This is a genomic window from Sinosporangium album (assembly GCF_900100605.1).
Classification (GTDB): Bacteria; Actinomycetota; Actinomycetes; order Streptosporangiales; family Streptosporangiaceae; genus Sinosporangium; species Sinosporangium album.
On the sequence record NZ_FNCN01000002.1, the window covers coordinates 46,612 to 69,836 of the forward strand.

22 protein-coding genes are annotated in these 23,225 nt (G+C 70.4%); 18 read left to right on the forward strand and 4 right to left on the reverse strand.

Annotated elements, in window-relative coordinates:
- The first annotated feature begins 61 nt into the window (after positions 1 to 61).
- The 3 genes from BLQ73_RS01950 to BLQ73_RS01960 all read left to right on the forward strand — a co-directional run bounded on the left by BLQ73_RS01950 (position 62) and on the right by BLQ73_RS01960 (position 3,067).
- Entirely contained in the window at positions 62 to 1,567 is a 1,506-nt protein-coding gene (locus BLQ73_RS01950) for a glycoside hydrolase family 3 protein (protein WP_093167623.1), read from the forward strand.
- Between the two features lie 292 nt (positions 1,568 to 1,859).
- Positions 1,860 to 2,114, forward strand: a complete 255-nt coding sequence (locus BLQ73_RS01955; RefSeq protein ID WP_093167625.1) for a hypothetical protein — start codon at positions 1,860 to 1,862, stop codon at positions 2,112 to 2,114.
- Positions 2,115 to 2,242: 128 nt separating this feature from the next.
- Positions 2,243 to 3,067 carry an ATP-grasp domain-containing protein gene (locus BLQ73_RS01960; RefSeq protein WP_093167628.1) on the forward strand — a complete coding sequence of 275 codons (825 nt, stop codon included), beginning with the start codon at positions 2,243 to 2,245 and terminating at the stop codon, positions 3,065 to 3,067.
- A 181-nt stretch (positions 3,068 to 3,248) separates the two neighbouring features.
- Here BLQ73_RS01960 and BLQ73_RS01965 read toward each other — a convergent pair whose 3' ends face one another.
- Positions 3,249 to 4,556, reverse strand: a complete 1,308-nt coding sequence (locus tag BLQ73_RS01965; RefSeq protein WP_093168117.1) for a DUF2252 domain-containing protein — start codon at positions 4,554 to 4,556, stop codon at positions 3,249 to 3,251.
- 591 nt (positions 4,557 to 5,147) lie between these two features.
- Here BLQ73_RS01965 and BLQ73_RS01970 point away from each other — a divergent pair.
- The 3 genes from BLQ73_RS01970 to BLQ73_RS01980 all read left to right on the forward strand — a co-directional run bounded on the left by BLQ73_RS01970 (position 5,148) and on the right by BLQ73_RS01980 (position 7,694).
- Positions 5,148 to 5,897, forward strand: a complete 750-nt coding sequence (locus BLQ73_RS01970; RefSeq protein ID WP_093167631.1) for a GntR family transcriptional regulator — start codon at positions 5,148 to 5,150, stop codon at positions 5,895 to 5,897.
- A gap of 235 nt (positions 5,898 to 6,132) precedes the next feature.
- On the forward strand, positions 6,133 to 6,831 hold the full coding sequence (locus tag BLQ73_RS01975; RefSeq protein ID WP_176955224.1) for a GNAT family N-acetyltransferase: 699 nt from the start codon (positions 6,133 to 6,135) through the stop codon (positions 6,829 to 6,831).
- Positions 6,832 to 7,013: 182 nt separating this feature from the next.
- Entirely contained in the window at positions 7,014 to 7,694 is a 681-nt protein-coding gene (locus BLQ73_RS01980; RefSeq protein ID WP_093167633.1) for a copper homeostasis protein CutC, read from the forward strand.
- A 119-nt stretch (positions 7,695 to 7,813) separates the two neighbouring features.
- On the opposite strand, the gene BLQ73_RS01985 is transcribed toward BLQ73_RS01980, so the two are convergent.
- Positions 7,814 to 9,136 carry an FAD-dependent oxidoreductase gene (locus BLQ73_RS01985; protein WP_093167636.1) on the reverse strand — a complete coding sequence of 441 codons (1,323 nt, stop codon included), beginning with the start codon at positions 9,134 to 9,136 and terminating at the stop codon, positions 7,814 to 7,816.
- A 274-nt stretch (positions 9,137 to 9,410) separates the two neighbouring features.
- Between BLQ73_RS01985 and BLQ73_RS01990 the strand changes: the two genes are divergently transcribed.
- The 3 genes from BLQ73_RS01990 (at position 9,411) to BLQ73_RS02000 (ending at position 12,590) form a co-directional block, all read left to right on the forward strand.
- Positions 9,411 to 9,911 (forward strand): hypothetical protein, encoded by a 501-nt coding sequence (locus BLQ73_RS01990; protein ID WP_143020081.1) that lies wholly within the window; start codon positions 9,411 to 9,413, stop codon positions 9,909 to 9,911.
- 159 nt (positions 9,912 to 10,070) lie between these two features.
- A complete protein-coding gene (locus tag BLQ73_RS01995; RefSeq protein WP_093167638.1) occupies positions 10,071 to 10,724 on the forward strand; it encodes a hypothetical protein in 654 nt (217 codons plus the stop codon).
- A gap of 120 nt (positions 10,725 to 10,844) precedes the next feature.
- Entirely contained in the window at positions 10,845 to 12,590 is a 1,746-nt protein-coding gene (locus BLQ73_RS02000) for a proline--tRNA ligase (RefSeq protein WP_176955225.1), read from the forward strand.
- A gap of 109 nt (positions 12,591 to 12,699) precedes the next feature.
- On the opposite strand, the gene BLQ73_RS02005 is transcribed toward BLQ73_RS02000, so the two are convergent.
- Both BLQ73_RS02005 and BLQ73_RS02010 read right to left on the reverse strand, forming a co-directional pair.
- Positions 12,700 to 13,263 (reverse strand): ferritin-like domain-containing protein, encoded by a 564-nt coding sequence (locus tag BLQ73_RS02005; RefSeq protein ID WP_245690717.1) that lies wholly within the window; start codon positions 13,261 to 13,263, stop codon positions 12,700 to 12,702.
- Positions 13,260 to 13,754 (reverse strand): hypothetical protein, encoded by a 495-nt coding sequence (locus BLQ73_RS02010; RefSeq protein WP_093167640.1) that lies wholly within the window; start codon positions 13,752 to 13,754, stop codon positions 13,260 to 13,262. The genes BLQ73_RS02005 and BLQ73_RS02010 overlap by 4 nt, the downstream gene beginning before the upstream one ends.
- Before the next feature lie 230 nt (positions 13,755 to 13,984).
- Here BLQ73_RS02010 and rimP point away from each other — a divergent pair, with 230 nt between their 5' ends.
- From rimP to BLQ73_RS02055, 9 genes are all read left to right on the forward strand, one after another.
- Complete coding sequence (gene rimP / locus BLQ73_RS02015; RefSeq protein WP_093167643.1) at positions 13,985 to 14,485, forward strand: ribosome maturation factor RimP; 501 nt, start codon at positions 13,985 to 13,987, stop codon at positions 14,483 to 14,485.
- Positions 14,486 to 14,509: 24 nt separating this feature from the next.
- On the forward strand, positions 14,510 to 15,502 hold the full coding sequence (gene nusA / locus BLQ73_RS02020) for a transcription termination factor NusA (protein ID WP_218125594.1): 993 nt from the start codon (positions 14,510 to 14,512) through the stop codon (positions 15,500 to 15,502).
- Positions 15,486 to 15,791, forward strand: coding sequence for a YlxR family protein (locus BLQ73_RS02025; RefSeq protein WP_093167648.1), 306 nt, complete (start codon positions 15,486 to 15,488; stop codon positions 15,789 to 15,791). Before nusA ends, BLQ73_RS02025 begins: the two co-directional genes overlap by 17 nt.
- A 141-nt stretch (positions 15,792 to 15,932) precedes the next feature.
- Positions 15,933 to 19,055, forward strand: a complete 3,123-nt coding sequence (infB, locus tag BLQ73_RS02030) for a translation initiation factor IF-2 (protein WP_093167650.1) — start codon at positions 15,933 to 15,935, stop codon at positions 19,053 to 19,055.
- Positions 19,056 to 19,194: 139 nt separating this feature from the next.
- On the forward strand, positions 19,195 to 19,494 hold the full coding sequence (locus tag BLQ73_RS02035; RefSeq protein WP_093167652.1) for a DUF503 domain-containing protein: 300 nt from the start codon (positions 19,195 to 19,197) through the stop codon (positions 19,492 to 19,494).
- A 107-nt stretch (positions 19,495 to 19,601) separates the two neighbouring features.
- On the forward strand, positions 19,602 to 20,075 hold the full coding sequence (gene rbfA, locus BLQ73_RS02040) for a 30S ribosome-binding factor RbfA (RefSeq protein WP_093167654.1): 474 nt from the start codon (positions 19,602 to 19,604) through the stop codon (positions 20,073 to 20,075).
- Positions 20,072 to 21,121, forward strand: coding sequence for a DHH family phosphoesterase (locus BLQ73_RS02045; protein WP_245690718.1), 1,050 nt, complete (start codon positions 20,072 to 20,074; stop codon positions 21,119 to 21,121). Before rbfA ends, BLQ73_RS02045 begins: the two co-directional genes overlap by 4 nt.
- A complete protein-coding gene (truB, locus tag BLQ73_RS02050) occupies positions 21,118 to 22,017 on the forward strand; it encodes a tRNA pseudouridine(55) synthase TruB (protein ID WP_093167656.1) in 900 nt (299 codons plus the stop codon). The genes BLQ73_RS02045 and truB overlap by 4 nt, the downstream gene beginning before the upstream one ends.
- A gap of 133 nt (positions 22,018 to 22,150) precedes the next feature.
- Entirely contained in the window at positions 22,151 to 23,107 is a 957-nt protein-coding gene (locus BLQ73_RS02055; protein ID WP_176955251.1) for a bifunctional riboflavin kinase/FAD synthetase, read from the forward strand.
- Positions 23,108 to 23,225: the final 118 nt, after the last annotated feature.

Sequence of the window (23,225 nt, forward strand, 5' to 3'; positions counted from 1 at the left end):
ACCTCTAGCAGATAGGAAAGTTTCCTATTAGATTGTCCCTCATGCCTAAGAGCGGTGACGCATGACACGGCCCGAAGGCGGTCTTCACCGCCTGGCCGACACGGTTCTACTTCCAGGTTTCGAAGGCCGGACGCCCCCCGACTGGCTACGTCGCCGACTCGCAGACGGACTCGCTGGAGTGGTGCTGTTCTCACGCAACATCGGCACGCCCGCCCAGGTCGCCGACCTTACGGCGGCGTTGCGTGCGGAAAGGCCCGACCTGCTTGTCGGCATCGACGAGGAGTCGGGCGAGGTGACCCGCCTCGAAGCCGCGCAGGGGAGCAGCAGGCCCGGCAACTTCGCCCTCGGTGTCGTCGACGACACCGGTCTCACCGAGGAGATCGCGAAAGATCTCGGCCACGACCTCGCCGAGATCGGGGTCAACTTCGATTTCGCCCCCTCGGCGGATGTCAACTCCAACCCCGACAATCCGGTGATCGGGCTGCGTTCCTTCGGCGCGGACCCGCACCTGGTGGCCCGCCACACCCGGGCCTTCATCCGCGGCCTCCAGTCGGCCGGAGTGGCCGCCTGCGCCAAGCACTTCCCCGGCCACGGAGACACCTCGGTGGACTCCCACCACGCCGTCCCGCTGGTCTCCGCCGCGGTCGAGGAACTGCGCGACATCGCGCTCCTGCCGTTCCGGGAGGCCATCGCCGAAGGGGTGCGGTCGATCATGACCGGGCACCTGCTCGTGCCCGCCTACGACGGCGACAAGCCGGCCACCCTCAGTCCTCACGTGCTGACGGCGCTGCTCCGCGAGGAGCTCGGCTACGACGGCCTGATCATCACCGACGCCATCGAGATGCAGGCCGTCGCCGGCGAGTACGGCCTGGGCCGGGCCTCGGCCCTGGCCATCGCCGCCGGCGCCGACGCGATCTGCGTCGGTGGAGAGCACGCCGACGAGCAGAGCGCCACGGACATCCGCGACGCCATCGTCGCCGCGGTGCGCGAGGGCGTGCTCACCGAGGGCCGCCTGGCCGAGGCCGCGCGCCGGGTGAACGAGCTGGCGGCCTGGACCTCCGCGCAGTCCGGTGCGCGCAGGGGCGAGCGCGGTTCGGTCGGTCTGACCGCCGCCCGCCGGGCCCTGCACATCACGCGGCGCTCGGGGGAGCACGTGCTGCCCTTGAGCGCGCCGCCGCAGGTGGTCGAGCTGGCTCCGCTCATGAACCTCGCCATCGACAAGCACACCCCGTGGGGTGTCGGTGAGCCCCTCAGCAAGCTGCTGCCGGGCACCACCGTCACGCGGTTCGCCGCCTCAGAGGCCACCGGGGCCGCCATCGAGAACGTGCTCGCCGTCTCCGGCGACCGGCCTCTGGTCCTCGCCGTGCGCGACGTCCACCGGCACGCCTGGCAGACGGACGCGCTCAACCACCTGCTCAGTGCCCGGCCCGACGCCGTCGTGGTCGAGATGGGGCTGCCCGGCCGCTCCGACCTCGGCGCGGTGCACATCGCCACCCACGGCGCGGCCCGCGTATGTGGCCAGGCCGCGGCCGAGGTCATCGCGGGGGTGGGCGAAGGCCCCGCCTGAGCGGCACAGATCGTGTACGGCGCACGTCCGGAGGGGTCACGGGCGTGCGCCGTACCGTTTTTCTAGCGGTGTCCGACTATCGCCGACAGGTGATGATTTAGCAGGTCAGAGCGTACGGAATAAAGCTCTGATTACATAGGGCTACCCATCACTAACAGAGGGTTATATGCTCGCATGCGTCTTGACCCCGACGGGTCAAGCGGAGTCGGGGGAGTGTCATGGATCTTCTGGGCCCGGTCATGCGCCCTCCCGCTTCTCGCAAGAGCGACCCCCACTGGTGAAGGAGCCTGAAGTGATCAAGAAGCTGTGCGTGACCGGTGCCGTCCTGGCAGCCGCGACCGGCGCCGCTCTCGTCTCGACCCCCGCGCACGCGGACTCCTGGGGCAACTGGACCCGCAACAGCGGTTCGTCTCAGTCCGGCAACCAGTTCGGCAACGTCAGCGCGGCCAACGTCGGTGCCGGCAAGGGCACTCAGGTCAACAACATCAACGGCGTCACGGGCGTTGCGAATAACGGCGCGGTCACCGTCATCTACCGCTGGAGCTAATGCTCACACCCCACACGCGCGCCAGGTCCTTCCGGACCTGGCGCGCTGTGGTGTGCATGGGGGTCTGATCGCCCCGATGACAGGTGCATACCATGTGGTTGATCCTGAAATTGGGTAAGGAGCGGTTTGTGGGCATTTCTGTGGCCTATGCGACCTGGGCAGGCCCCCAGGAACACGACGACGAGCGCGAGATCGTGCTCGCGGCGTGGCGGCAGGTCGGCATCGCCGGGCGAGCGGTGCGGTGGGACGACCCGGATGCGGACTGGGCGGCCTTCGACGCCGTCGTCATCCGCTCGACCTGGGACTACGTGCTCCGCCGGGACGAGTTCACCGCCTGGGCCCACCAGGTGGCCGCCGCCACCAGGCTGTTCAACCCGGCCGAGGTGATTGAGCGCAATACGGATAAAAGCTACCTTCGGGATGTCCCCATCCCCATCGTGCCGACGCATTGGGGCGACGGTGACCTGCCCGAGTGGGCGGAATACGTGGTCAAGCCCTCGATCTCGGCGGGAGCCCGCGACACCATCCGTACCGCGGACCGAGAGCGGGCCCTGGCCCACGCGGCCTCGCTGCGCGCGGCGGGCCGAGTGCCGATGATCCAGCCCTATCTCGACATGGTGGAAACCGAGGGGGAGACGTCGCTCCTCTACTTCGGTGGCCGGTTCAGCCATGCCGTGCGCCGCAACCCGATGCTGGCGGGCCGCGCCACCGCGGCCGATGCCGACAACGTCCGCGCCACGGTGCGCGAGCCCGACGCCGACCAGCGCGACATGGCCGAGACCCTGCTCGCGTCCCTGCCGGAGGGAGTGCTCTACGCCCGGGTCGACCTGGTGCGCCTGGCCGACGGCACTCCGGCGCTCATCGAGCTCGAACTGACCGAGCCCTACCTTTATCTCAGCTTCGCCCCGGACAGCCCCGCGGCCCTGGCCAACGCCCTCCGCGAGCGGCTCTGACCACCGCGTCGCCGCCGCCCGGGAACGGTCCCCGGCCGTGGCCGGCCGGGGACCCCGCCTCCCGGGGCGCGCCGCTACTGCGGCAGCACCGACCCCACGGGCTCGTTCACCATGGCGGCCGTGCCCGCCAAACCCGCGGTGGGGCCGCGGTTCGGGAGTCCGGAGTATCGGGTCGGCGGGGTCAGCCGGGCAGTCTGCCGTTCCTGAACAGGTCTACGAACAGTTGGTGGTCTTCCCTGGCCTGGGCGCCGTACGCGTGCGCGAAGTCCACCAGCATGCCGGTGAAGCCCGCCGTCTCGCCGCCCACGACCGCCACGATGGCCTTCTCGGTGGAGAAGTCCACCAGGTCGTGGCTGGACTCGTCGTCGGCGACCGCGTGCATGCGGGCGACCGCCCGGCCGAGGTCGCGCAGGACGGAGGAGATCTCCTCGGGTTCGTTGACGTCATCCCAGTCGAGATCGGCGGAGTAGGGGGAGACCTCGGCGACAACCTGCCCGATGCCGTTGAGGCAGGTGTATCCGAGCCACGGGTCGGCGTACGCCTGGAGGGCACGTTGCGATTCGGCCGTACGGTGGCCCTGGTGCCGGAAGTAGCGGTGCACCTTGTCGTCGTCGATGTAGCGCGCGACCGCGGGCACCTGGGCCTGCTTCATGTAGAGGATGACGTCGTTCTCCAGGGCCTGGGTGTGCCCTTCCAGCAGCATGTTGTAGGAGGGAAGGCCGGCCGAGCCGATGCCGACACCCTTGCGGAGAGCGACGTCCTTGATGGTGTGCTCGACGGCCCGGCCGCCCTCGGGGCGCGCGGGCAGGGTGGTGAGGTAGTCGTGGAACGCGGCGATGACGGCCTCGCGCTGGGCGGCGTCGACGGGTTCGCGCCCGTCCATGAGCGCGAAGCGGCGGTCGTAGTCGTCGATGGTGGTCTCGACGTCCAGGAGCGCCACACGGGTGTGGAGCCGCGCGCGCTGGAGCACCTTGCGCAGGGCGCCTGTGGTGGTGTCCAGGGTGAGCGACCCGACGGCGCCGTCGCCGCCGAGGGCGATGCCGGTGAGCTCGCCGAGGTAGGCCCGGGACAACTCCGCCACGAGGTCGGTGATGACGCCGTCGGACAGGGCCTTGGCGTAGCCGATGAGGGCGACGCTCGCGGAGAGGCGCTTGAGGTCCCAGGTGTAGGGCCCGACGTAGGCCTCGTCGAAGTCGTTGACGTTGAACACCAGCACGCCGGAGGCGTTCATGTAGGTGCCGAAGTTCTCGGCGTGAAGGTCGCCGTGCATCCACACCCGGCGGGTCTGCGCGTCGAGGTAGGAATCGTCGGCGTAGTCCCCCGTCATGTCCGCGTAGAAGACGCAGGCGCTGCCCCGGTAGAAGGCGAAGGGGGAGGCGGCCATCTTACGAAATTTCCGGCGGAAGGCCGCCGGGTCCTGCTTGATCGCTTCACCGAACTCGGCCGCGAGCACTTCTAGAACGTGCGCCGCACGCCTCTCGTTTCCCATGAACGGCACGGTAGGACACCGTCCGTCACCTGCGAACACCGGGAGAGGTGTGGCCGTGCTCTGGCGGGCGTGGGGGACCCGCCAGAGCACGGCCGACCCCGGCGAGGGACACAGGACCTCGGCGAGGGTTGAGGTCCTATGCCACCTGGTCGCACGGGGAGTCGGTGAGGGCGTCTCAGGAGAGGCGCCGGACAGACCGAGCCGTCGTGGTGTTGGGCTGAGTTGTTCCCGCCGGGTCGTTCACGGGTGACAACTCCATCACATTTCCGCTGGAAAAAAGCGGAATGATCCGTTCTTGCTCCCATCGGACATCTCGACAACCGGCCCAAGCCACTCCTGGTGCTCTGATAGGTGTGGGTGAGCCCCGCGCGATGCAACCCGTAACGCAGTAGACGCGTTGCCTCGCCGGGGTCGTGCCTGGGCGGGTGCGGAGGCTCCGTTCACGCCGACAGCACCGATCGTCACTCCTCGCCGACCTTTCGATGGATTTGTACCAACGTTTGGATAATGCGGGTCTGAGGGGTCGCGGTCAAGAGGTTGTTCCACGCTAGAAGCAGATCGTCTAAATTTGTTGGCACAAAAGGGGTGAAAGTGGCACGGTCGACGCTGTACCAGCAGGTGGCTTCGGAACTCCGGAGGGCCATCTACTCCGGTGATCTCGGTCCCGGAGATCAGCTACCGACCGAGGCCGACCTCATGCAGTCGCACGGTGTGAGTCGCAACACCGTCCGGTTGGCCTTGGGCGAGCTGGTCAACGAGGGTCTGGTGACGCGCACGCCGAGGCGTGGCACGGTCGTGCGCGACCGGCGACCCCTGTTGATGTATCCCCAACGGGAGCTCGAACCCCAGACCGAGGGCGGGCCGCGTGAGGCGTTCGCCTACGCCGTGTCCCACGAGGGGCGTCTGCCGGGTCAGGTCATCGAGGTCTCCATCGTCGCGCCCCCCGAGGACGTCGCCATCCGACTGGAGCTGGCCGACGACGGGCTCGCCGTGGTGCGCAAGAGGCTGCGCTTCGTGGACGGCCAGCCGTACAACACCAACGACTCTTTCTTCCCCCTGTCCCTGGTGGCGGGGTCGGAGATCGCCCGGCCCGGAGACATCATGCGAGGGGCCAACCGGGTGTTGGACGAGCTCGGCCATCCGCAGGTCCGCATCGTCGACGACATCTCCGCACGCATGCCCACGCCGGCGGAGGCCCAGCGTTTGATGCTCGAACCCGGCACGCCGGTGGTGGTCTACATCCGGGTCGGCTACGACCCCGACGACCTGCCGGTCCGTGTCGCGGTATCCGTCCTTCCGGCGGACAAGCACTTGATTAGGTATGAGCTGACACGCCGGTGACGTCCCCGTGTGACGGGGGGTGGTCCGGGGGGACGCGGGACTGTTTGAGCGGCTGATCGCTACGTAGCGATCAGCCGCTTTTTTCGCATGCGCCCATAAGCCCGTGCATTCGGTCCCAAATCATGATTTATCCGTACGAAAGCCGTGCGCTATCGCGTGGCTACGTTCCGTGTTCACTCCATCACCCGTGAACGCTTCGCACCTCGAAGCGCCCCTCCACCTGAAAGGGCACATCATGCACGCTGGTACCCGCCTTGACTCTTTCACCCTCCGTCGCGCCGGGCAGGAGGACCTCTCCGCCGTTCTCGGCGTTCTCGCCGAGGCGGCCGAGTGGCTCTACCAGCTCGGCGTACGGCAGTGGCCCCGCCAGGGCTTCGGCGCCGAGCGGATCGAGCCCCTCATCGAGGACCGCGTGCTCTACGTTCTCGACGGCCCGGCCGCCCGGATCGACAGGCTCGACAGGATCCCCGCGGCCCGGGTCGGCGACGACGCTCCGCACAGTGATGTAGATGTGAGGGGGCCGGGTGTGAACGGTGGCATCGCCGCGGTCGTCGCACTCGACGACAACGCCGACGCCGAATTCTGGACCCCCGCCGACGAGCCGGGCGCGGCGCTGTACGTCCACAAGCTGGCGATCTCGCGCCGCTGGGCCGGGCACGGCGTGGGCGACGCCCTGCTCGACTGGGCGGGTCTGCGCGTGGTGGCCGCCGGAGGGCGCTGGCTCCGCCTGGACTGCTCTAAGGACAACCTGCGCCTTCAGGACTACTACCGCGGCCGCCGGTTCTGGCACGTGCGTACGGTGGACCTCCCGCACCGCGCCTCCGGTGCGCTGTTCCAGCGGCCCGCGGGCATGCGCGGCGGCCGGCCCACCATCTCCATCCGCGACCTGTCCACCCACGGTGGGCGCTCGCTGCTGATCTCGGCGAAGAGCTGAGGCGCGCACCGCAGAAAACACCCCAAGCGTACGAAGTGCGCTGACAGTGGTGCCGCCCCGGCTGAACCGCCCCGGTCCGGACCTCTCCCCCGAGGAGGTCCGGACCGGGGGCGGTGCAGTCTAGGGAAATCTTCTGGCACGGAGGTGTTCATGGAACAAACCCCACCCGATAGCCTCAGACCATGACCGGATCATTGCTTGAGGTGATCGCGCTCAATGTGCGCGATGCCGTGGCCGCGGAGGAAGGCGGAGCGGACCGCCTGGAGGTCGTGGCCGACATGGCCGCCGACGGGCTCACCCCCGCGGTGGAGACGGTCGCCGCCATCTCCGCGCAGACGGCCCTACCGCAGATGGTCATGCTTCGCCACTCCGCGGGATTCGCGTGCGACGAGCAGTCCCTGGCCGATCTCAAGACGGCCGCCAAGGCCCTGGCCGAGGCGGGCGCCGCCGGCTTCGTCTTCGGCTTCCTCAACGCCGAGGGCGCCGTCGACCTGGAGGCCACCGAGGCGCTCATCCACGCGGTCGCGCCGCTGCCGTGGACCTTCCACAGGGCCGTCGACCACGCCGCCGACCGGAAGGCCGCCTGGCGTGCCGTACGGCTGCTGCCGAACCTCGCCACGGTGCTCACCTCCGGGGCGGTCGGCGGGGTCGGCGACGGGCTCGACGTTCTGCGCTGGCGGGCCGAAGCCGGTGACGCCGCTCTGATCATGGCCGGTGGCGGGCTGAAGCCCGTCCACGTCGCGACGCTGCTCGACTACGGGGTGCGCGCCTTCCACGTCGGCAGCGCCGTACGCTCCTCCTGGACCTCGCCCGTCGAGGCCGGACGGGTGCGCCGGTGGCGGGACCTGGTCGACGGGCGGTAGACGTCCGACGGGCGGTAGACGTCCGGCAGGAGGTCGACGTCCGGCGGGAGGTCGACGGACGGTGGATGTCCGGCAGGAGGTCGACGGGCGTCAGAGGGGCGGCGGGAGGTCCGCGGGCGTCAGGGGGTCTCGCGGCCCATGGCGTCGAACATCGCGGTAAGGCCCGTGAGCTTGACGCGAGGCCCACGGCCGAGCGCGTGCGCCAGCGCCGCCTCGGCCGTCTCGATCGCCAGCCAGTCGTCATAGGTGACCGGTGCGACCCCTCGCGCGGCCAGCAGCGCGTCCAAGGCACGCGGCGAGCCCTCCCCGCGCAGCCGGGGGAGCCCTTCGAGGTCGGCGAGCAAGGTGCGGACCGTTTCCGCGGCGTCGGACTTGTTGGTGCCGATGACGCCGGTCGGCCCGCGCTTGAGCCATCCCGCGACGTATTCGCGCTGCCGTACGCGGCCGGCCTCGTGCGGCACGGTCCTGGTGGCGTCGGAGAACGGCACCCCCGGCAGCGGAACGCTCTGGTAGCCCACCGAACGCAGCACCATGCCGACGGGCAGGGTCTCGAACCGCCCGGTGCCGACCACTCTGCCGCCCTCCAGCACCGTGTGCTCAAGGCGGATCCCCTCGACCCTGGACGTCCCCAGGATCTCCACGGGCCTGAGCCAGAACCTCACGTCCAGGCGGCGGGGACGGCCCTCGGGCGTGCGCCTCGACCAGCTCTGCAGGACGTCCACGTTGCCGCGGATCTGCCGGGACAGCGAGGAGATGTCGCCCGTGGCCGCCTCTTCGGGGCGGACGCAGACGTCGGCGTTGGTCAGCTCACCGAGCTCGCGCAGCTCCTTGAGGGTGAACTTGGCGTGCTCCGGGCCCCGGCGGCCCACCATGTGGATCGCCTTCACCTGGCTCGCGGCCAGCCGGTTCAACACCTCCTCGGGCACATCGGTGTCCCGCAGCTCCTCGGCCGTCTTGGCCAGGATGCGCACCACGTCGACGGCGACGTTGCCCACCCCGATCACGGCGACCTCCGGGCTGTCCAGCGTGAACGCCGTGGACGGCATGTCGGGGTGCCCGCAGTACCAGTTGACGAAGTCCGTGGCCGCGATGCTGCCCGGAAGGTCCTCGCCGGGGATGCCCATGTGCCGGTCGACCATGGCCCCCGTGGTGTAGACGACCGCGTCGTAGCACGCCAGCAGGTCCGCCGTCGTCACGTGCCGCCCCAGCTCGACCCCGCCGAGGAACCTGATGTTGGGGAGTTCGAGCACGCGGCGCAGATAGTCGGCGATCGACTTGATCGACGTGTGGTCTGGGGCCACGCCGTACCGCACCAGCCCGTAAGGCGTGGGGAGCCGTTCGAGCACGTCCACTTCGACGGGCTCGTGAGTCTGCTTGATCAGGGCTTCGGCCGTGTAGAGGCCGGCGGGGCCCGAACCGACGATCGCCACACTGAGCGGCACCGGTGCCTCCCGGGGGATGGTGCTCGACGTTCTTCGTGATTGTCCATCACGAGTGTCCTTTTCACCAGTGAACCGCGCCCTCGGCGCGCACCGCCGCACCGGGAGCGGCCTGCGCGGTGGTTCACCCCTTGCGTGGGGCCGTTTCCCGAGGTCGCCGCGTGATGACGGCCTCCCGGGGCCTGCGGGCTGCACCGGGGACGCTGCGAAGCGTGAACAATGGTGCCTCGTGGCGAGATCAGGGGCGGAGAGGCGACGTAAGCAGGGTGCGAGGCGCGTGAAGAATGGCACGTTCCCGGAGATTCGGCCCATCCGGGTCGTTCACCCTGACATACCAGCGAAGATTCCCGTCGCGGGCGGTGAGACACCGGCCTCGGCCGCGCTGCGCTACGAAGCGCTCGGCCGCGTGATGGCCGCCCTCGCGGGCGAGAGGGAGCTGATCGAGACGTGCCGCGACCTGACATGGGGGCGCGGAGCCGACCTGAGCTGGAATCTCGAATGGCGTGAGGGGCCGAGGGCCGACGAGGTCGCCGAGCTCATCGCCGAGCAGCTCCACGACGCCGGCACCGGAGAGCCCCTCGTCGAGCAGGAGGGGTGTCCGGGGCGTGCCACCGCGGAGTTCCTCGCGATGGGCATCCGGTTCGTCCTACGCGCCGTGGACCCGGTGGGTCGGGGGGAGACGGCGGCGCGGCCGACCCGGTGGCGGCTGTCGGAGGCCCTCGACACCACGCGCAGCACCCCGATCCGGCGGCCTTGGGAGGAGCTCTTCAGCGGCTGAACGGGCGGCCGGGCAGGTGTTCCCGCACTCGCCGATCAAGCGGTCGCTTGATCGGCGAGATAGTTTACGGTCCATCCCAATTGCCATTTCTTGCCGACGTATATAAACTCGTTAACTGCCACCGTAAGTTGTGTGACTGGGGGATGGTGGCTAGTAGATATGTCAAAACATCCTAAGAAGATCGCTGTTGACTACGCGGACTTCGCGGAGTATGACCGCCGCCAACTGGCGATCGTGCAACATCTGCTGACGGCCTTCATCGCGGGACTGGTCGTCGGCATCCTCGGCTGGCTCGTGCACGTGGTGAACCTTGGGCCGCTGCAGGACATCTTCGATCCATACGCCTACTTCGCGCTCGCGATCGTCGTCGGCTTCACCGCGTCCGAGTTCGCCTGGGCGGTGCTCGCCGGCGTCCTGGCCGCGCTCGCCCCGCTCGTCGCCGTGATGGGCGGGATCGCCGTGACAGGCCAGTGGGACTTCGACTCCGTCGGAGGCAGTGCGCTCGGACTCAACCTCGTCCTGGCGGGGCTGTTCGCGCTCTCGCTTCTGGCCTACGCCGCCCGGAGGCGGGACGTGTGGGGAGACGTCGCGGTCGGCCTCACCGGGGGCCTCGTGCTCGCCGATATCGTCGACCGTGCCACGCCCGGCCTGGCCTCCTCCGCGGGGAGGGACTTCTGGCCGTGGCCCGCCGCACTCGTGGGGCTGATCACCGTCGCCATGGTCTTCGTCATGCGGCGCAGGACGGCCGGCCGGGCCCGGGCGTTCGCCGTCGCGGCCACCATGGCCGGCGCCACCGCCGCGATCACGCTCTGAGGCACGCCGTACGGGCGACAGGGGCGACAGGTGGGAATGCGCGGGCCGCGGGGCCGCCGGACTGGGTAGCCTGTATGTCCTCATCAGGTGGCCCACATCGGGCCGGGTTTAGGAGTGGCCGTGCTACTGCGCATGTCGTCGTTGTTTCTTCGCACCCTGCGGGACGACCCGGCAGACGCGGAAGTCCCGAGCCACAAGCTGCTGGTCCGCGCCGGATACGTCCGCCGGGTGGCGCCCGGCGTCTACTCGTGGCTCCCGCTGGGCAAGGCGGTGCTGGAGAACGTCACCCGCGTCGTGCGCGACGAGATGAACCGCATGGGGGCGCAGGAGGTGCTGTTCCCCGCGCTTCTGCCCCGCGACTACTACGAGCGCACCAACCGCTGGACCGAGTACGGCGACGCGCTCTTCCGCCTCAAGGACCGCAAGGGCGCCGACTACCTCCTGGGTCCCACCCACGAGGAGATGTTCACCGACATGGTCAAGGGCGAATACTCGTCCTACAAGGACTATCCGGTGACGCTCTACCAGATCCAGACGAAGTATCGCGATGAGGCCCGCCCGCGGGCGGGCATCCTGCGCGGCCGTGAGTTCGTCATGAAGGACTCCTACTCCTTCGACCTCGACGACGACGGCCTCAAGCGCTCCTACGAGCAGCACCGCGAGACCTACATCCGCCTGTTCGACCGGCTCGGCATCGACTACAAGATCTGCTTCGCCATGTCCGGGGCGATGGGAGGTTCCGCCTCCGAGGAGTTCCTCGCGCCCTGCGAGACCGGTGAGGACACCTTCGTCGCCTGCCGCAGCTGCGGCTACGCCGCCAACGCCGAGGCCGTGACCACGCCCGCCCCGCCCGCGCGCGAGCTCGACGGCCTGCCCGCCCTGAAGGTGCTCGACACCCCGGACACGCCGACGATCGAATCCCTCGTGTCCTACGTCAACGAGCACTACGGCCTCGGCATCACCGCCGCCCAGACGCTCAAGAACGTCGTGGTCAAGGTCGCCATGCCCGGCTCCGACAAGAAGGAGACCCTCGTCATCGGCGTGCCCGGCGATCGGGAGGTCGACTTCAAGCGGCTGGAGGCCGCCCTCTCGCCGGGCGAGCCGGAGATCTTCGAGGCGGCCGACTTCGCGGCCAACCTCGGCCTCGTGCGCGGCTACATCGGTCCGCAGGTGCTGGCCGACCTCGGCATCCGCTACCTCGTCGACCCCCGCGTCGTCACCGGCACCTCCTGGGTGACCGGAGCCAACCAGCCGGGCCGCCACGCGGCCGACGTGGTCGCCGGCCGCGACTTCCACCCCGACGGCACCATCGAGGCCGCCGAGGTCCGCGCCGGGGACGAGTGCCCCCGATGCTCGTCGCCGCTGTTCATGGACCGCGGCATTGAGATTGGGCACATCTTCCAGCTCGGCCGTAAATACGCCGATGCCGCCGGCCTCGACGCCCTCGGCCCGGACGCCAAACCCATCCGGGTCACCATGGGCTCCTACGGCGTCGGCGTGTCCCGCGCCGTCGCCGTGATCGCCGAGCAGCGCCACGACGAGCTCGGCCTCGTGTGGCCCCGTGAGGTCGCCCCCGCCGACGTCCACATCGTCGGCACCGGCAAGGAGAACCAGATCGAGGTCGCCCTCGGCCTCGCCGACGAGCTTGAGCGCAGGGGCCTGCGCGTCCTCGTCGACGACCGCCCCGGCGTCTCCCCGGGTGTCAAGTTCAAAGACGCCGAGCTCCTCGGCATGCCGACCATCGTCGTCATCGGCCGCGGCCTCGCCCAGGGCGTCGTCGAGCTCCGCGACCGCGCGACCGGCGCCAAGCAGGAGATCCCGCTCGGGGAGGCCGCCGGCATCGTCGCCGAAGCCTGCCGGAGTTGACGCACACCCTCCGGGGCGGGCGCCGCCGTGCGCCCGCCCCGGCCCAGGGCCGTACGGCCGGCCGTGAGCGCGGGCCGGGCGTGACCGTGGCCTTAGCGGGCAGAGCGGGTCACTGAAGGCCGGGCAGGGCGGTGGGGATCTCGGGGCGGAAGGCGAAGCGCCGGGTGGCGGACTCCTGGACGGCGAGGGCCGCGAGCTCTCTGATGGAGGGGTCGTTGACGGCGGCGAGCTCGATGTATGCCGCGGTGATGCCGTCTTCGACGTCGAGGGCGAGGTCCACGGCGTCACGCTCACTGCGGGGGACCACCGGCAGGGAGTAGGCCGCCTCGGCCTCGGGAGGGGTGCCGCCCCGGCTCTTGATCATGCCGCGCAGCCGGTCGCGGCGCGCCCTGTGCGCGTCGAACGCCGCGGTGGCGGTGCGTCGCGTGCGCCCCTTGGAACGTGCGGCCACGACGCCATAGGCGTAGACGGCCGCGTGCTCGGCGGCGAGGGCCTTGTCGAGCGCCTTGGCCTCGTCGATCGAGTGGGGCCCGGTGGTCGCGCTGTGGGGCCCGGTGGCCGCGGCCGTGGCGCCGTCCGCGGGGCCCGTCTGGACCGCCGCGGCCCGCAGGGTGGCTCCGCCGGGATGGCGGCCGGTGGCGCGCGCCGGGTCGCGCGCTGGTTCGTATCTCACATGAGCCTCGACAGAGCTGAGACGTGAACGGCCTCGCACGCGCCGATGCTCGCGATGAGCTGGGCGAGAGAGGGGGAGACCGCGGCCATCTGACGTGGCCGTTCGGCGGCGGAGCGGCGCTCGGTGTCGCGCAGGCGCGACAGGCTCACCTCGCCCGGCGACCCACCGGGGGTGGGGGACGCCGCGGCGGCGGGGGAGGAGGGGGCCGCGGTGCCGCCGGTGAGTCGGCGGCGCAGCTCGGCGAGGTGGGTCTCGTGGCGTTCGACGAACGGCCGGAGCTCGTCACCCGGAGCCCGGGCCTGGCCGTACAGCGCGATGACGGACGTCTTTTCGGCGATCAGCTCGCGCAGCAGGGCGGCGTCGGGGTCGGGGGCCGCGGAGGGCGTGGCCGGGCCGGTGGGCTCGGAGGCGCAGCCGGACAGGGCGACGGATGCCAGGCCGAGTGCCCCGCCGGACAGCAGGGCGCGCCTGCTGAAGGGACGCGGACGCACGGGTGGCCTCCCAAGCCGGTGGGACGGGTCGACAGTGGCGGGCCGCCCCGGCGGCCCGCTCGCGGGGCGGGCCCCGGCGCGCGAGTCGCTTGCGCGCGGCACCACACAGCATCGTACGGCTCGCCAACCGGTGGGCGGCCGACTGGCGCTCTTTCCATGCCTGGGTGTGGATAGGGTTTACGGCATGGGCGAGATACGCCCGTCGAAGATTGTGACAAGAGGAGGTCGAGGTGGGCAGCGCCTTCTCCCAGGAGCGCCTGATGAAGCTTCTCGAGCCCGTTGTCGGCGCGGAGGGGTTCGACCTGGAGGACGTCACGGTCACCCCGGCGGGCAAGCGGCGCATGCTGCGCGTCGTCGTCGACCGTGACGGCGGCGTGAGCCTCGACGACGTCGCCGAGGTCAGCCACGCCGTCTCCACGGCGCTCGACGATCAGGACGCCATGGGAGCGACCCCCTACGTCCTTGAGGTCACCTCCCCCGGAGTGGACCGCCCGCTCACCCTGCCCCGCCACTGGCGTCGTGCGAAGGGACGGCTGGTGAAGGCCGAGCTGAGCGACGGCGGTGTGCTGGAGGGCCGGGTGGCCGGGGCCGACGGCACCGGTGTGGAGCTGGATGTGGCGGGCTCGTCTCGCAAGATCGAATACGAAGACCTGGCCCGAGGTCGGGTGCAGGTGGAATTCCGCCGCGCGGGCGACGCCGATGACGCGGACGACGACGGCGACGAAGGCTAAGGGGAGAGCCTCGTGGACATTGACATGAGTGTCCTTCGCAGCCTGGAGCGGGAGAAGGACATCTCCTTCGACCTGGTCGTCAGGGCGATCGAGGACGCATTGCTGATCGCCTACTTCCGCACGGAGGGGGCCGCGCCGAAGGCGCGGGCCCAGCTTGACCGGGATAGTGGGCATGTGACGATCTGGGCCGCCGAGCTGGGAGAGGGCGGCGAGATCGTCCGGGAGTTCGACGACACTCCTGGAAACTTCAGCCGCATCGCGGCCACAACCGCCAAGCAGGTGATCCTCCAGCAGCTGCGGGACGCCGAGGACGAGATCAACTTCGGTGAGTTCGCCAGCCGCGAGGGCGAGCTGGTGGCCGGCGTCATCCAGCAGGGGCGCGATCCCCGCGTCGTGCTGGTGGACCTCGGCCGCATCGAGGCGGTCCTGCCGAGCAACGAGCAGGTTCCCGGAGAGGAATACATTCACGGCGAGCGCATCCGCTGCTTCGTCTTCCAGGTGAAGAAGGGCTCGAAGGGCCCGTCCGTGACGCTGTCGCGGACCCACCCGGGCCTGGTGAAGAAGCTGTTCGCGCTGGAGGTCCCCGAGATCGCCGACGGCACGGTGGAGATCACCGCGGTGGCGCGCGAGGCGGGTCACCGTACGAAGATCGCGGTGCGTTCGCGGCGCAGCGGGGTCAACGCCAAGGGCGCCTGCATCGGTCCCATGGGGTCTCGGGTCAGGAACGTGATGACCGAGCTCCACGGTGAGAAGATCGACATCATCGACTGGTCGGACGATCCCGCGGAGTTCGTGGGCAATGCCCTCTCACCTGCGCGGGTGTCGCGGGTCCAGGTCGTCGACTACGACGCGCGGATGGCCAGGGTGACCGTTCCCGACTACCAGCTTTCGCTGGCGATCGGCAAGGAGGGGCAGAACGCACGCCTTGCCGCGAAGCTCACGGGATGGAAGATCGACATCCGATCGGACGCCCAAGCGGAAGGCGCAGCCGGTTCCGCAGATGCGTCCACAAGGTAAGCTGGAATATGGTGGCCAGACAGCCCCGCTGAGAACATGCGTGGGCTGTCGGGTTCGCACGGTTAAGTCCGAGCTGCTCCGCCTGGTGCAGGTTGAGGGCGTCATAGTCCCCGACCTGCGAGGACGGCTTCACGGGAGGGGTGCCTCGCTGCATCCGACTCTGAAGTGTCTGGAGCTCGCCGAGCGACGCCGGGCCTTTTCGCGCGCGTTTCGCGGCACCGAGGCCCTTGACACGTCGCGCGTGCGGGTCTGCCTTGAGGAGCTTCAACGTGAAGGAGAAGCCGGGTGAGTGGTTGCCAACGGTCATGTAGGACGCCGAGTTGATGGGTCAGATTGCGATGAGCGCCTGATGAGCACGCGGCGATGAAGACGTCCATGTAGCGACGGTCCGGCGGCACTGCGAGCCTCCCGGGCCGAGTTAGGGAGTGCAGTGGCGAAGGTCCGGGTCTACGAACTCGCCAAGGAGTTCGGGGTCGAGAGCAAGGTCGTGATGGCCAAGCTCCAGGAAATGGGCGAGTTCGTCCGATCGGCGTCCTCCACGATAGAGGCGCCGGTGGTCCGTAAACTTACGGAAGCTTTCCAGGGCGGGTCCAAGGGCTCGTCCGACAGGTCAGGCAGGCCGGCGCCGAGGGGGCCGCGTCCGGGAGGCGGCCAGGGCGCCGCTCCCGTGCCCGCCCCTCCGGGGCAGGGCATGCCCAAGCCGGGTCCCCGTCCGGGTCCCCGGCCTCAGCCCCCGACGGCTCAGCCGCAGGCTCCGAGCCCGGCTCAGGTCCAGGCTCCGAGCCCGGCCCCGGCCGCGCCTCGGCCGCCGGTGCCGATGCCGCACGCGCCGCAGCCGCCGCAGCCGCGTCCCGACGCCGCTCGCGCGGACGCTCCGCGTCCGGCGGCTCACAGTCCGCGTCCGGGCCCCAAGCCCGGTCCGCGTCCCGGGCCGCGCCAGCAGGGTCCCGCTCAGGGCGGTCCCTCGGGCGGTGGCCCCGCCGGTCCGCGTGAGCAGCGTGAGCCGCGTGAGCCGCGTGAGCAGCGTGAGCAGCGCCAGGGTGGCTCAGGGGGTCCGAAGCCCGGTCCGCGTCCAGGCCCTCGCGGCCCGCGTCCCGGCAACAACCCGTTCTCGTCGACCGCGAGCGGCATGGGGCAGCCCCGTCCGCCGAGGCCCGGCCGCGACGACCGCGGTCCGGGCGGCGGTGGCCCCGGCACCCGTGAGCCGCGCCGTGACGACAGGGGCCCGCGCGACGGTGCTCCGCCGCGTCCGGCGGGCGGCCGTGGCGGCGCGCCCGCCGGTCCCGGCGGTCCGCGTCCGGCTGCTCCGGGCGGTCCCCGTCCCGGCGGCGCCTCGGGCGGCGGCGGTCCCCGTCCCGGCGGTCCGCGTCCCAACCCGATGATGATGCCCTCGCGTCCGGCCTCCGGCGGCGGCGGTGGCCGTCCCGGAGCCCCCGGCGGCGGTGGCCGTCCGGGCGGCGGTGCCGGTCGTCCCGGTGGTGGTGGCGGACGCGGTGTCGGCGCCCCCCGTGGAGGCACCGGCGGAGGCGGTCGTCCCGGCGGTCCCGGCACGGGCGGTCCCGGTGGCGGCGGCGGTTTCGCCGGTCGTCCCGGTGGCGGTGGCGGCGGTGGCCGCGGTCGCGGCGGCGGCACGGCGGGCGCGTTCGGGCGTCCGGGCGGACGTCCGACCCGCGGGCGCAAGTCCAAGCGCCAGCGTCGTCAAGAGTTCGACAACATGCAGGCGCCGGCGATCGGCGGCGTCTCCATCCCGCGCGGTGGCGGCCAGTCCATCAGGCTTCCCCGCGGGGCCTCGCTGAGCGACTTCGCCGACAAGATCGGTGTGAACCCGGCGTCCCTGGTGCAGATCATGATGCACCTCGGCGAGATGGTGACCGCCACCCAGTCGGTGAACGAGGAGACGCTCCAGCTTCTCGGCCAGGAGCTCGACTACGCGATCCAGGTCGTGAGCCCCGAGGACGAGGACCGCGAGCTGCTCGAGTCCTTCGACATCGAGTTCGGTGAGGACGAGGGCGACGAGGCCGACCTCGTGGCGCGTCCGCCGGTCGTGACCGTCATGGGTCACGTCGACCACGGTAAGACGAAGCTGCTCGACGCCATCCGCAACACCAACATGGTGGCGCGCGAGGCCGGCGGCATCACCCAGCACATCGGTGCCTACCAGGTGGCCACCGAGGTCGACGGGGAAGAGCGCAAGATCACCTTCATCGACACCCCGGGTCACGAGGCGTTCACCGCCATGCGTGCCCGCGGTGCCGAGACCACCGACCTCGTGGTGCTGGTGGTCGCCGCCGACGACGGCGTCAAGCCGCAGACCACGGAGGCGATCGACCACGCGACGGCGGCCGGTGTGCCGATCGTGGTCGCGGTCAACAAGGTCGACAAGGAGGGCGCCGACCCGAGCCGGGTGCGGGCGCAGCTCACCGAATACGGTCTGATCGCCGAGGAATACGGCGGCTCGACCATGTTCGTCGACATCTCGGCCCTGCGCGGCATCGGCATCGACAGCCTCCTCGAGGCCGTCGTGCTCACCGCCGACGCCGAGCTCGACCTGCGGGCCAACCCCTCGCAGCCGGCTCAGGGCGTCGCGATAGAGGCGCACCTCGACCGGGGCCGTGGTCCCGTGGCGACCGTGCTGGTGCAGCGCGGCACGCTGCGCGTGGGCGACTCGATCGTCTGCGGTCAGGCCTACGGCCGTGTCCGCGCGATGCTCGACGAGAACAACACGCCGGTCACCGAGGCTCCGCCGTCCCGGCCCGTGCTCGTGCTCGGCCTCACCGCCGTGCCCGGTGCGGGAGACAACTTCCTCGTGGTCGAGGACGACAGGACCGGCCGGCAGATCGCCGACCAGCGCACGACCCGTGCGCGCAACGCCGAGATGGCCTCGCGCCGCGCCCGCCGTACCCTTGAGGACCTCTTCAAGGACATGGAGCGCGGCGAGACGCAGGAGCTCGTGCTCATCCTCAAGGGTGACGTCTCGGGTTCTGTGGAGGCCTTGGAAGACGCGCTGGTCAAGATCGACGTCGGCGAGGAGGTCGGCCTGCGCATCATCCGCCGCGGTGTCGGCGCGATCACGCAGGACGACGTCAACCTGGCCATCACCGGTGACGCCATCATCATCGGCTTCAACGTGCGGCCTGAGCGCAACGCCCAGGAGCTCGCCGACCGCGAGGGCGTCGAGCTGCGGTTCTACTCGGTCATCTACCAGGCGATCGAGGAGGTCGAGGCGGCGCTCAAGGGCATGCTGAAGCCCGAGTTCGAGGAGGCCAGGCTCGGCACCGCCGAAGTCCGCGAGGTCTTCAAGGTGCCGAAGATCGGCAACATCGCGGGTGCCATCGTCCGCTCCGGCACGATCACACGCAACAGCAAGGCCCGGATCATCCGCGACGGTGTCGTCGTGGCCGACAACCTCACCGTCACGTCGCTGCGTCGCTTCAAGGACGACGCGACCGAGGTCCGCGAGGGCTTCGAGTGCGGCATCGGGGTCGGCTTCAGCGACATCAAGATCGAGGACGTCATCGAGACGTTCGAGATGCGGGAGAAGCCGAGGGCCTAAGGTCCACAGGCGTCCGGCGGGTCCGCCGCCGGACGCCTCTCGCACGCCGGGGCTCCGGCAGGGTTACCGCCGCGGCCCGTCGGCAGCCCGGGCGTGCGTTCCCCTGGCAATACCTGACCCACGCGGTGGTCAAACCACGATGTATGTCGGTGCCCTGTCCCTTGACATCCTGCTCGGTGACGTCCGTTCGCTGAAGCAGAAGCGCTCCGTGGTGCGTCCCCTCGTCGCCGAGCTGAAAAGGCGGTTCCCCGCCATCGCCGTCGCCGAGACCGGCCACCTCGACCTCCATCGCCGGGCCCAGATCGGCATCGCCGTGGTGTCCGCGACGGCGGGCAACTGCGGCGAGGTGCTCGATGCCTGCGAACGCGCGGTGGCGTTCCACCCGGAGATCGAACTCCTGTCGGCCAGGCAGCGGCTATTTCACGACGAAGACGAATGACCCACCGCCGGTGTGGAGCCGCCCTGCACACCGGCCCCCGCATCGGGGAAGGGCGCGGAACCTGAAGCGCCCTCTTCCTCACATACTCTGAAATAGGGGGAGCGCCTATGGACGCCGCGCGTGCGCGCAGACTCGCCGACCGCATCCAACAGGTTGTGGCCGAAATGCTGGAGCGCCGGATCAAGGATCCGCGCCTTGGGTTCGTGACCGTCACGGACGCCCGCATCACGGCAGACCTGCGAGACGCGACGGTCTACTACACCGTGTTCGGCTCGGAGGCCGAGCGGGCCGACACCGCCGCCGCGCTGGAGAGCGCGCGGGGTGTGATCCGTTCCGAGGTGGGCCGCCAGACCGGCCTTCGCCATACGCCCACCCTGACCTTCACCCACGACCCTCTGCCCGGCAGCGCCAAGCACATCGACGACCTCCTGGTGGAGGCGAAGACCAGGGACGAGGAGATCGCCAGGCGTGCGGAGGGCGCGAGCCACGCCGGCGACGCCGACCCGTACCGCAAGCCGGAATCGGACGACGAGGAGCCGGAGGGCGAGCCGTCCGGCCGTGCGGGATCGCCGGCGACGTGACACCCCAGGCACACGGTGGGCGGGCCGCCCGCGACTCACGTGAACACCCCGAGTGGAAGATCACCGAGGGTGACTGGGAGCGTGCGGTCACGCTGGTCGAGTCGGCCGATGAGATCGCGTTGGCGTGCCATGTGGCGCCCGACGGCGACGCTCTCGGGTCGATGCTGGCCTTCGGCCAGGCCCTGAGGGTGCTCGGGAAGCGGGTGGTCGCCTCCTTCGGCGACCGCGTCTTCCGGGTGCCGAGGCTGCTCCGCTTCCTCCCGGGACAGGACCTTCTGGTCCCGCCGTCCGCGTATCCCTCCGCCCCGGAGCTCATGCTCACGTTCGACGCCTCGACGGCGGACCGGCTCGGTCTGCTGAGCCGGTCCGCCGACCGGGCCGGGGAGCTGATCGTCGTCGACCACCACCCGTCCTGCACCGGATTCGGCACGCTCTGCGTGGTCGACCCCTCGGCCGCGGCGACAGCCGTACTGGTGGAGGAGTTGATCCGCCGCCTCGGCGTGCCGATCGACCGGGACATCGCCGTGTGCCTTTACACCGGGCTCGCGACCGACACTGGATCGTTCAAATACTCCTCCACCTCTCCGTCCGCGCACGCCATGGCCGGGAGGTTGATCTCCACGGGCCTGCGCACGGAGGTCATCGCCCGTGAACTGTGGGACCGTTCCCCCTTCGGCTACCTGAAGGTGCTCGGGGCCGCCATGAACAGGGTCGTCCTCGACCGGGAGGCGGCCGGCGGGCTCGGGCTGGTGTGGACCTACATCACGCATGCGGACCGGGCCGCGTACGGCCTGCCGTACGACGAGGTGGAGGGCGTCATCGACGTTGTACGGCGTGCGGACGAGGCCGAGGTGGCGGTCGTGCTCAAACAGGACGACGAGGGCGCCTGGCAGGTGTCCATCCGGTCCAAGGGCGCCGTGGACGTCGCTAAGATCGCCACCGCCCTGGGAGGTGGCGGCCATGTCTCCGCGGCGGGCTTCACCTCCTACGAGACGGTCGACACCACCATGGCCAGATTCCGCAGTCTCTTGAGGATTCCGCAATGAGCAGCCAGAGGCCCCGCCGCACCCCTCCGCCGAGCGGACTGATCGTCGTCGACAAGCCCGCCGGGTGGACGTCCCATGACGTCGTGGCCAAGCTTCGCGGCATCGCGGGCACTCGCAAGGTCGGGCACGCGGGCACGCTGGACCCCATGGCCACCGGGATTCTCGTGATCGGCGTGGAGAAGGCCACCCGTCTGCTCGGGCACCTGGCCCTGACCGACAAGGTCTACGAGGCGACGATCAGGCTGGGCGTGACGACCACGACCGATGACGCCGAGGGCGAGATCCTCGCGGAGGTGTCCGCTGCCGAGGTCTCGGCCGAGCGGATCGCAGCGGGGACGTCCGCTCTCACCGGGCGGCTCATGCAGGTTCCGCCGCAGGTCAGCGCCATCAAGGTGAACGGCGAGCGCGCCTACAAGAGGGCCAGGGCCGGGCAAGAGGTCGAGCTGCGGGCCAGGCCGGTCACGGTGGGTTCGTTCGAGGTGACAGCCGTACGGCACGGCGGCGCCGTCGTGGACGTGGACGCCGTGGTGGCCTGTTCGAGCGGCACCTACATCCGGTCGCTCGCCCGCGACCTCGGCGCCTCGCTCGGGGTCGGGGGGCATCTGACCGCGCTCCGCCGTACGCTGGTCGGCCCCTACGGGCTCGAACAGGCCCGCACGCTCGACGAGCTCGCGCAGGCGTGCGAGATCCTTCCGATCGCCGACGCCGTCTCGGCCGCCTTCCCGCGCCGGGATGTGAGCGCTGAGGAGGCGCGGCTCGTCTCCCACGGCGGGCGCCTGGCGCCCTCGGGTCTCGGATCCGGGCCCATCGGCGTGTTCGCGCCCGACGGCGCGCTGCTGGCCCTCGTCACCGAAGACGAGCGGGGCGCCAAGCCGCTCGCGGTGTTCGCACCGTAGTATCTGGCGGCGGGACGTCCGGCCGTGCGCTGTCCGGCGGCGGGGGTCCGGCTGGGGCCGACCCGATTGGGGCGAGCTGTGCTGTCCATGGCAGTCTTGGGGGGCTGAAACCGACGTGAGGAACGAGGTCAACGTGCTCAGCTGGCACGGGCTGCGGGACATGCCCGACGACTGGGGCAGATCCGTCGTCACGGTGGGCGTGTTCGACGGTGTGCACCTCGGGCACCGGCACTTGATCGGGCGCACGGTCGAGCTCGCCCGTGCGCTGGGCCTGCCCTCGGTGGTGGTCACGTTCGACCCGCACCCGGATGAGATCGCACGGCCCGGCTCGCGTCCCACGCGCCTGCTCACGGCCACGCGCCGCGCGGAACTGCTGGCGGGCCTCGGGGTCGACGTTCTGTGCGTCCTGCCGTTCACCGTCGAGTTCGCGAGGCTGAGCCCCGACGAGTTCACGCAGACGGTGCTGTCGGAGGGGCTGCACGCGGCCGCCGTGGTGGTCGGGGCCGACTTCCGCTTCGGGCACATGGCGTCGGGCGATCTCGAGACCCTGCGAGCGCTGGGCGACAAATACGATTTCACTGTTGAGGGGGTGCCGCTGGTGGCGGGCACGGAGACCGTCTCCTCCAGCCTGGTGCGCCGGCACCTGGTCGAGGGCGACGTCGAGGCGGCGGCGCGGGCGCTCGGCCGTCCGCACCGCGTGGAGGGCCTGGTGGTGAGGGGTTACCAGCGCGGGCGGGCGCTCGGCTTCCCGACCGCCAACGTCGAGTCCCCACCGCAGACCGCGATCCCCGCCGACGGCGTCTATGCGGGCTGGCTCCAATGCCTGCCCACGGGCAACATCCCCGCGCCGTACGGCGGAGCCCGCTGGCCGGCCGCCATCTCCGTCGGCACCAACCCGACGTTCGACGGGGTGCCCCGTACGGTCGAGGCATACGCCCTCGACCACGACGACCTCGACCTCTACGGGGTCCGGGTCGCGGTCGAGTTCGGGGCGCGGCTGCGCGATAATCTCAGGTTCGACTCCGTCGAGGCGCTGGTGGCTCAGATCCGCGCCGATGTCGACCAGGTTCGGCTTTTGACCGCGCTTTAGCGTCTGGTGGGAGTGCGTTGAGGGCGGGTTTTCGCGTTGTGCGATGCGCTGTGCTCCGGTGGTAACCTTGCATGTCGGCCCAGTAGCGGAGTCTTCGAAGGCTCACGTCGGCTCGCCA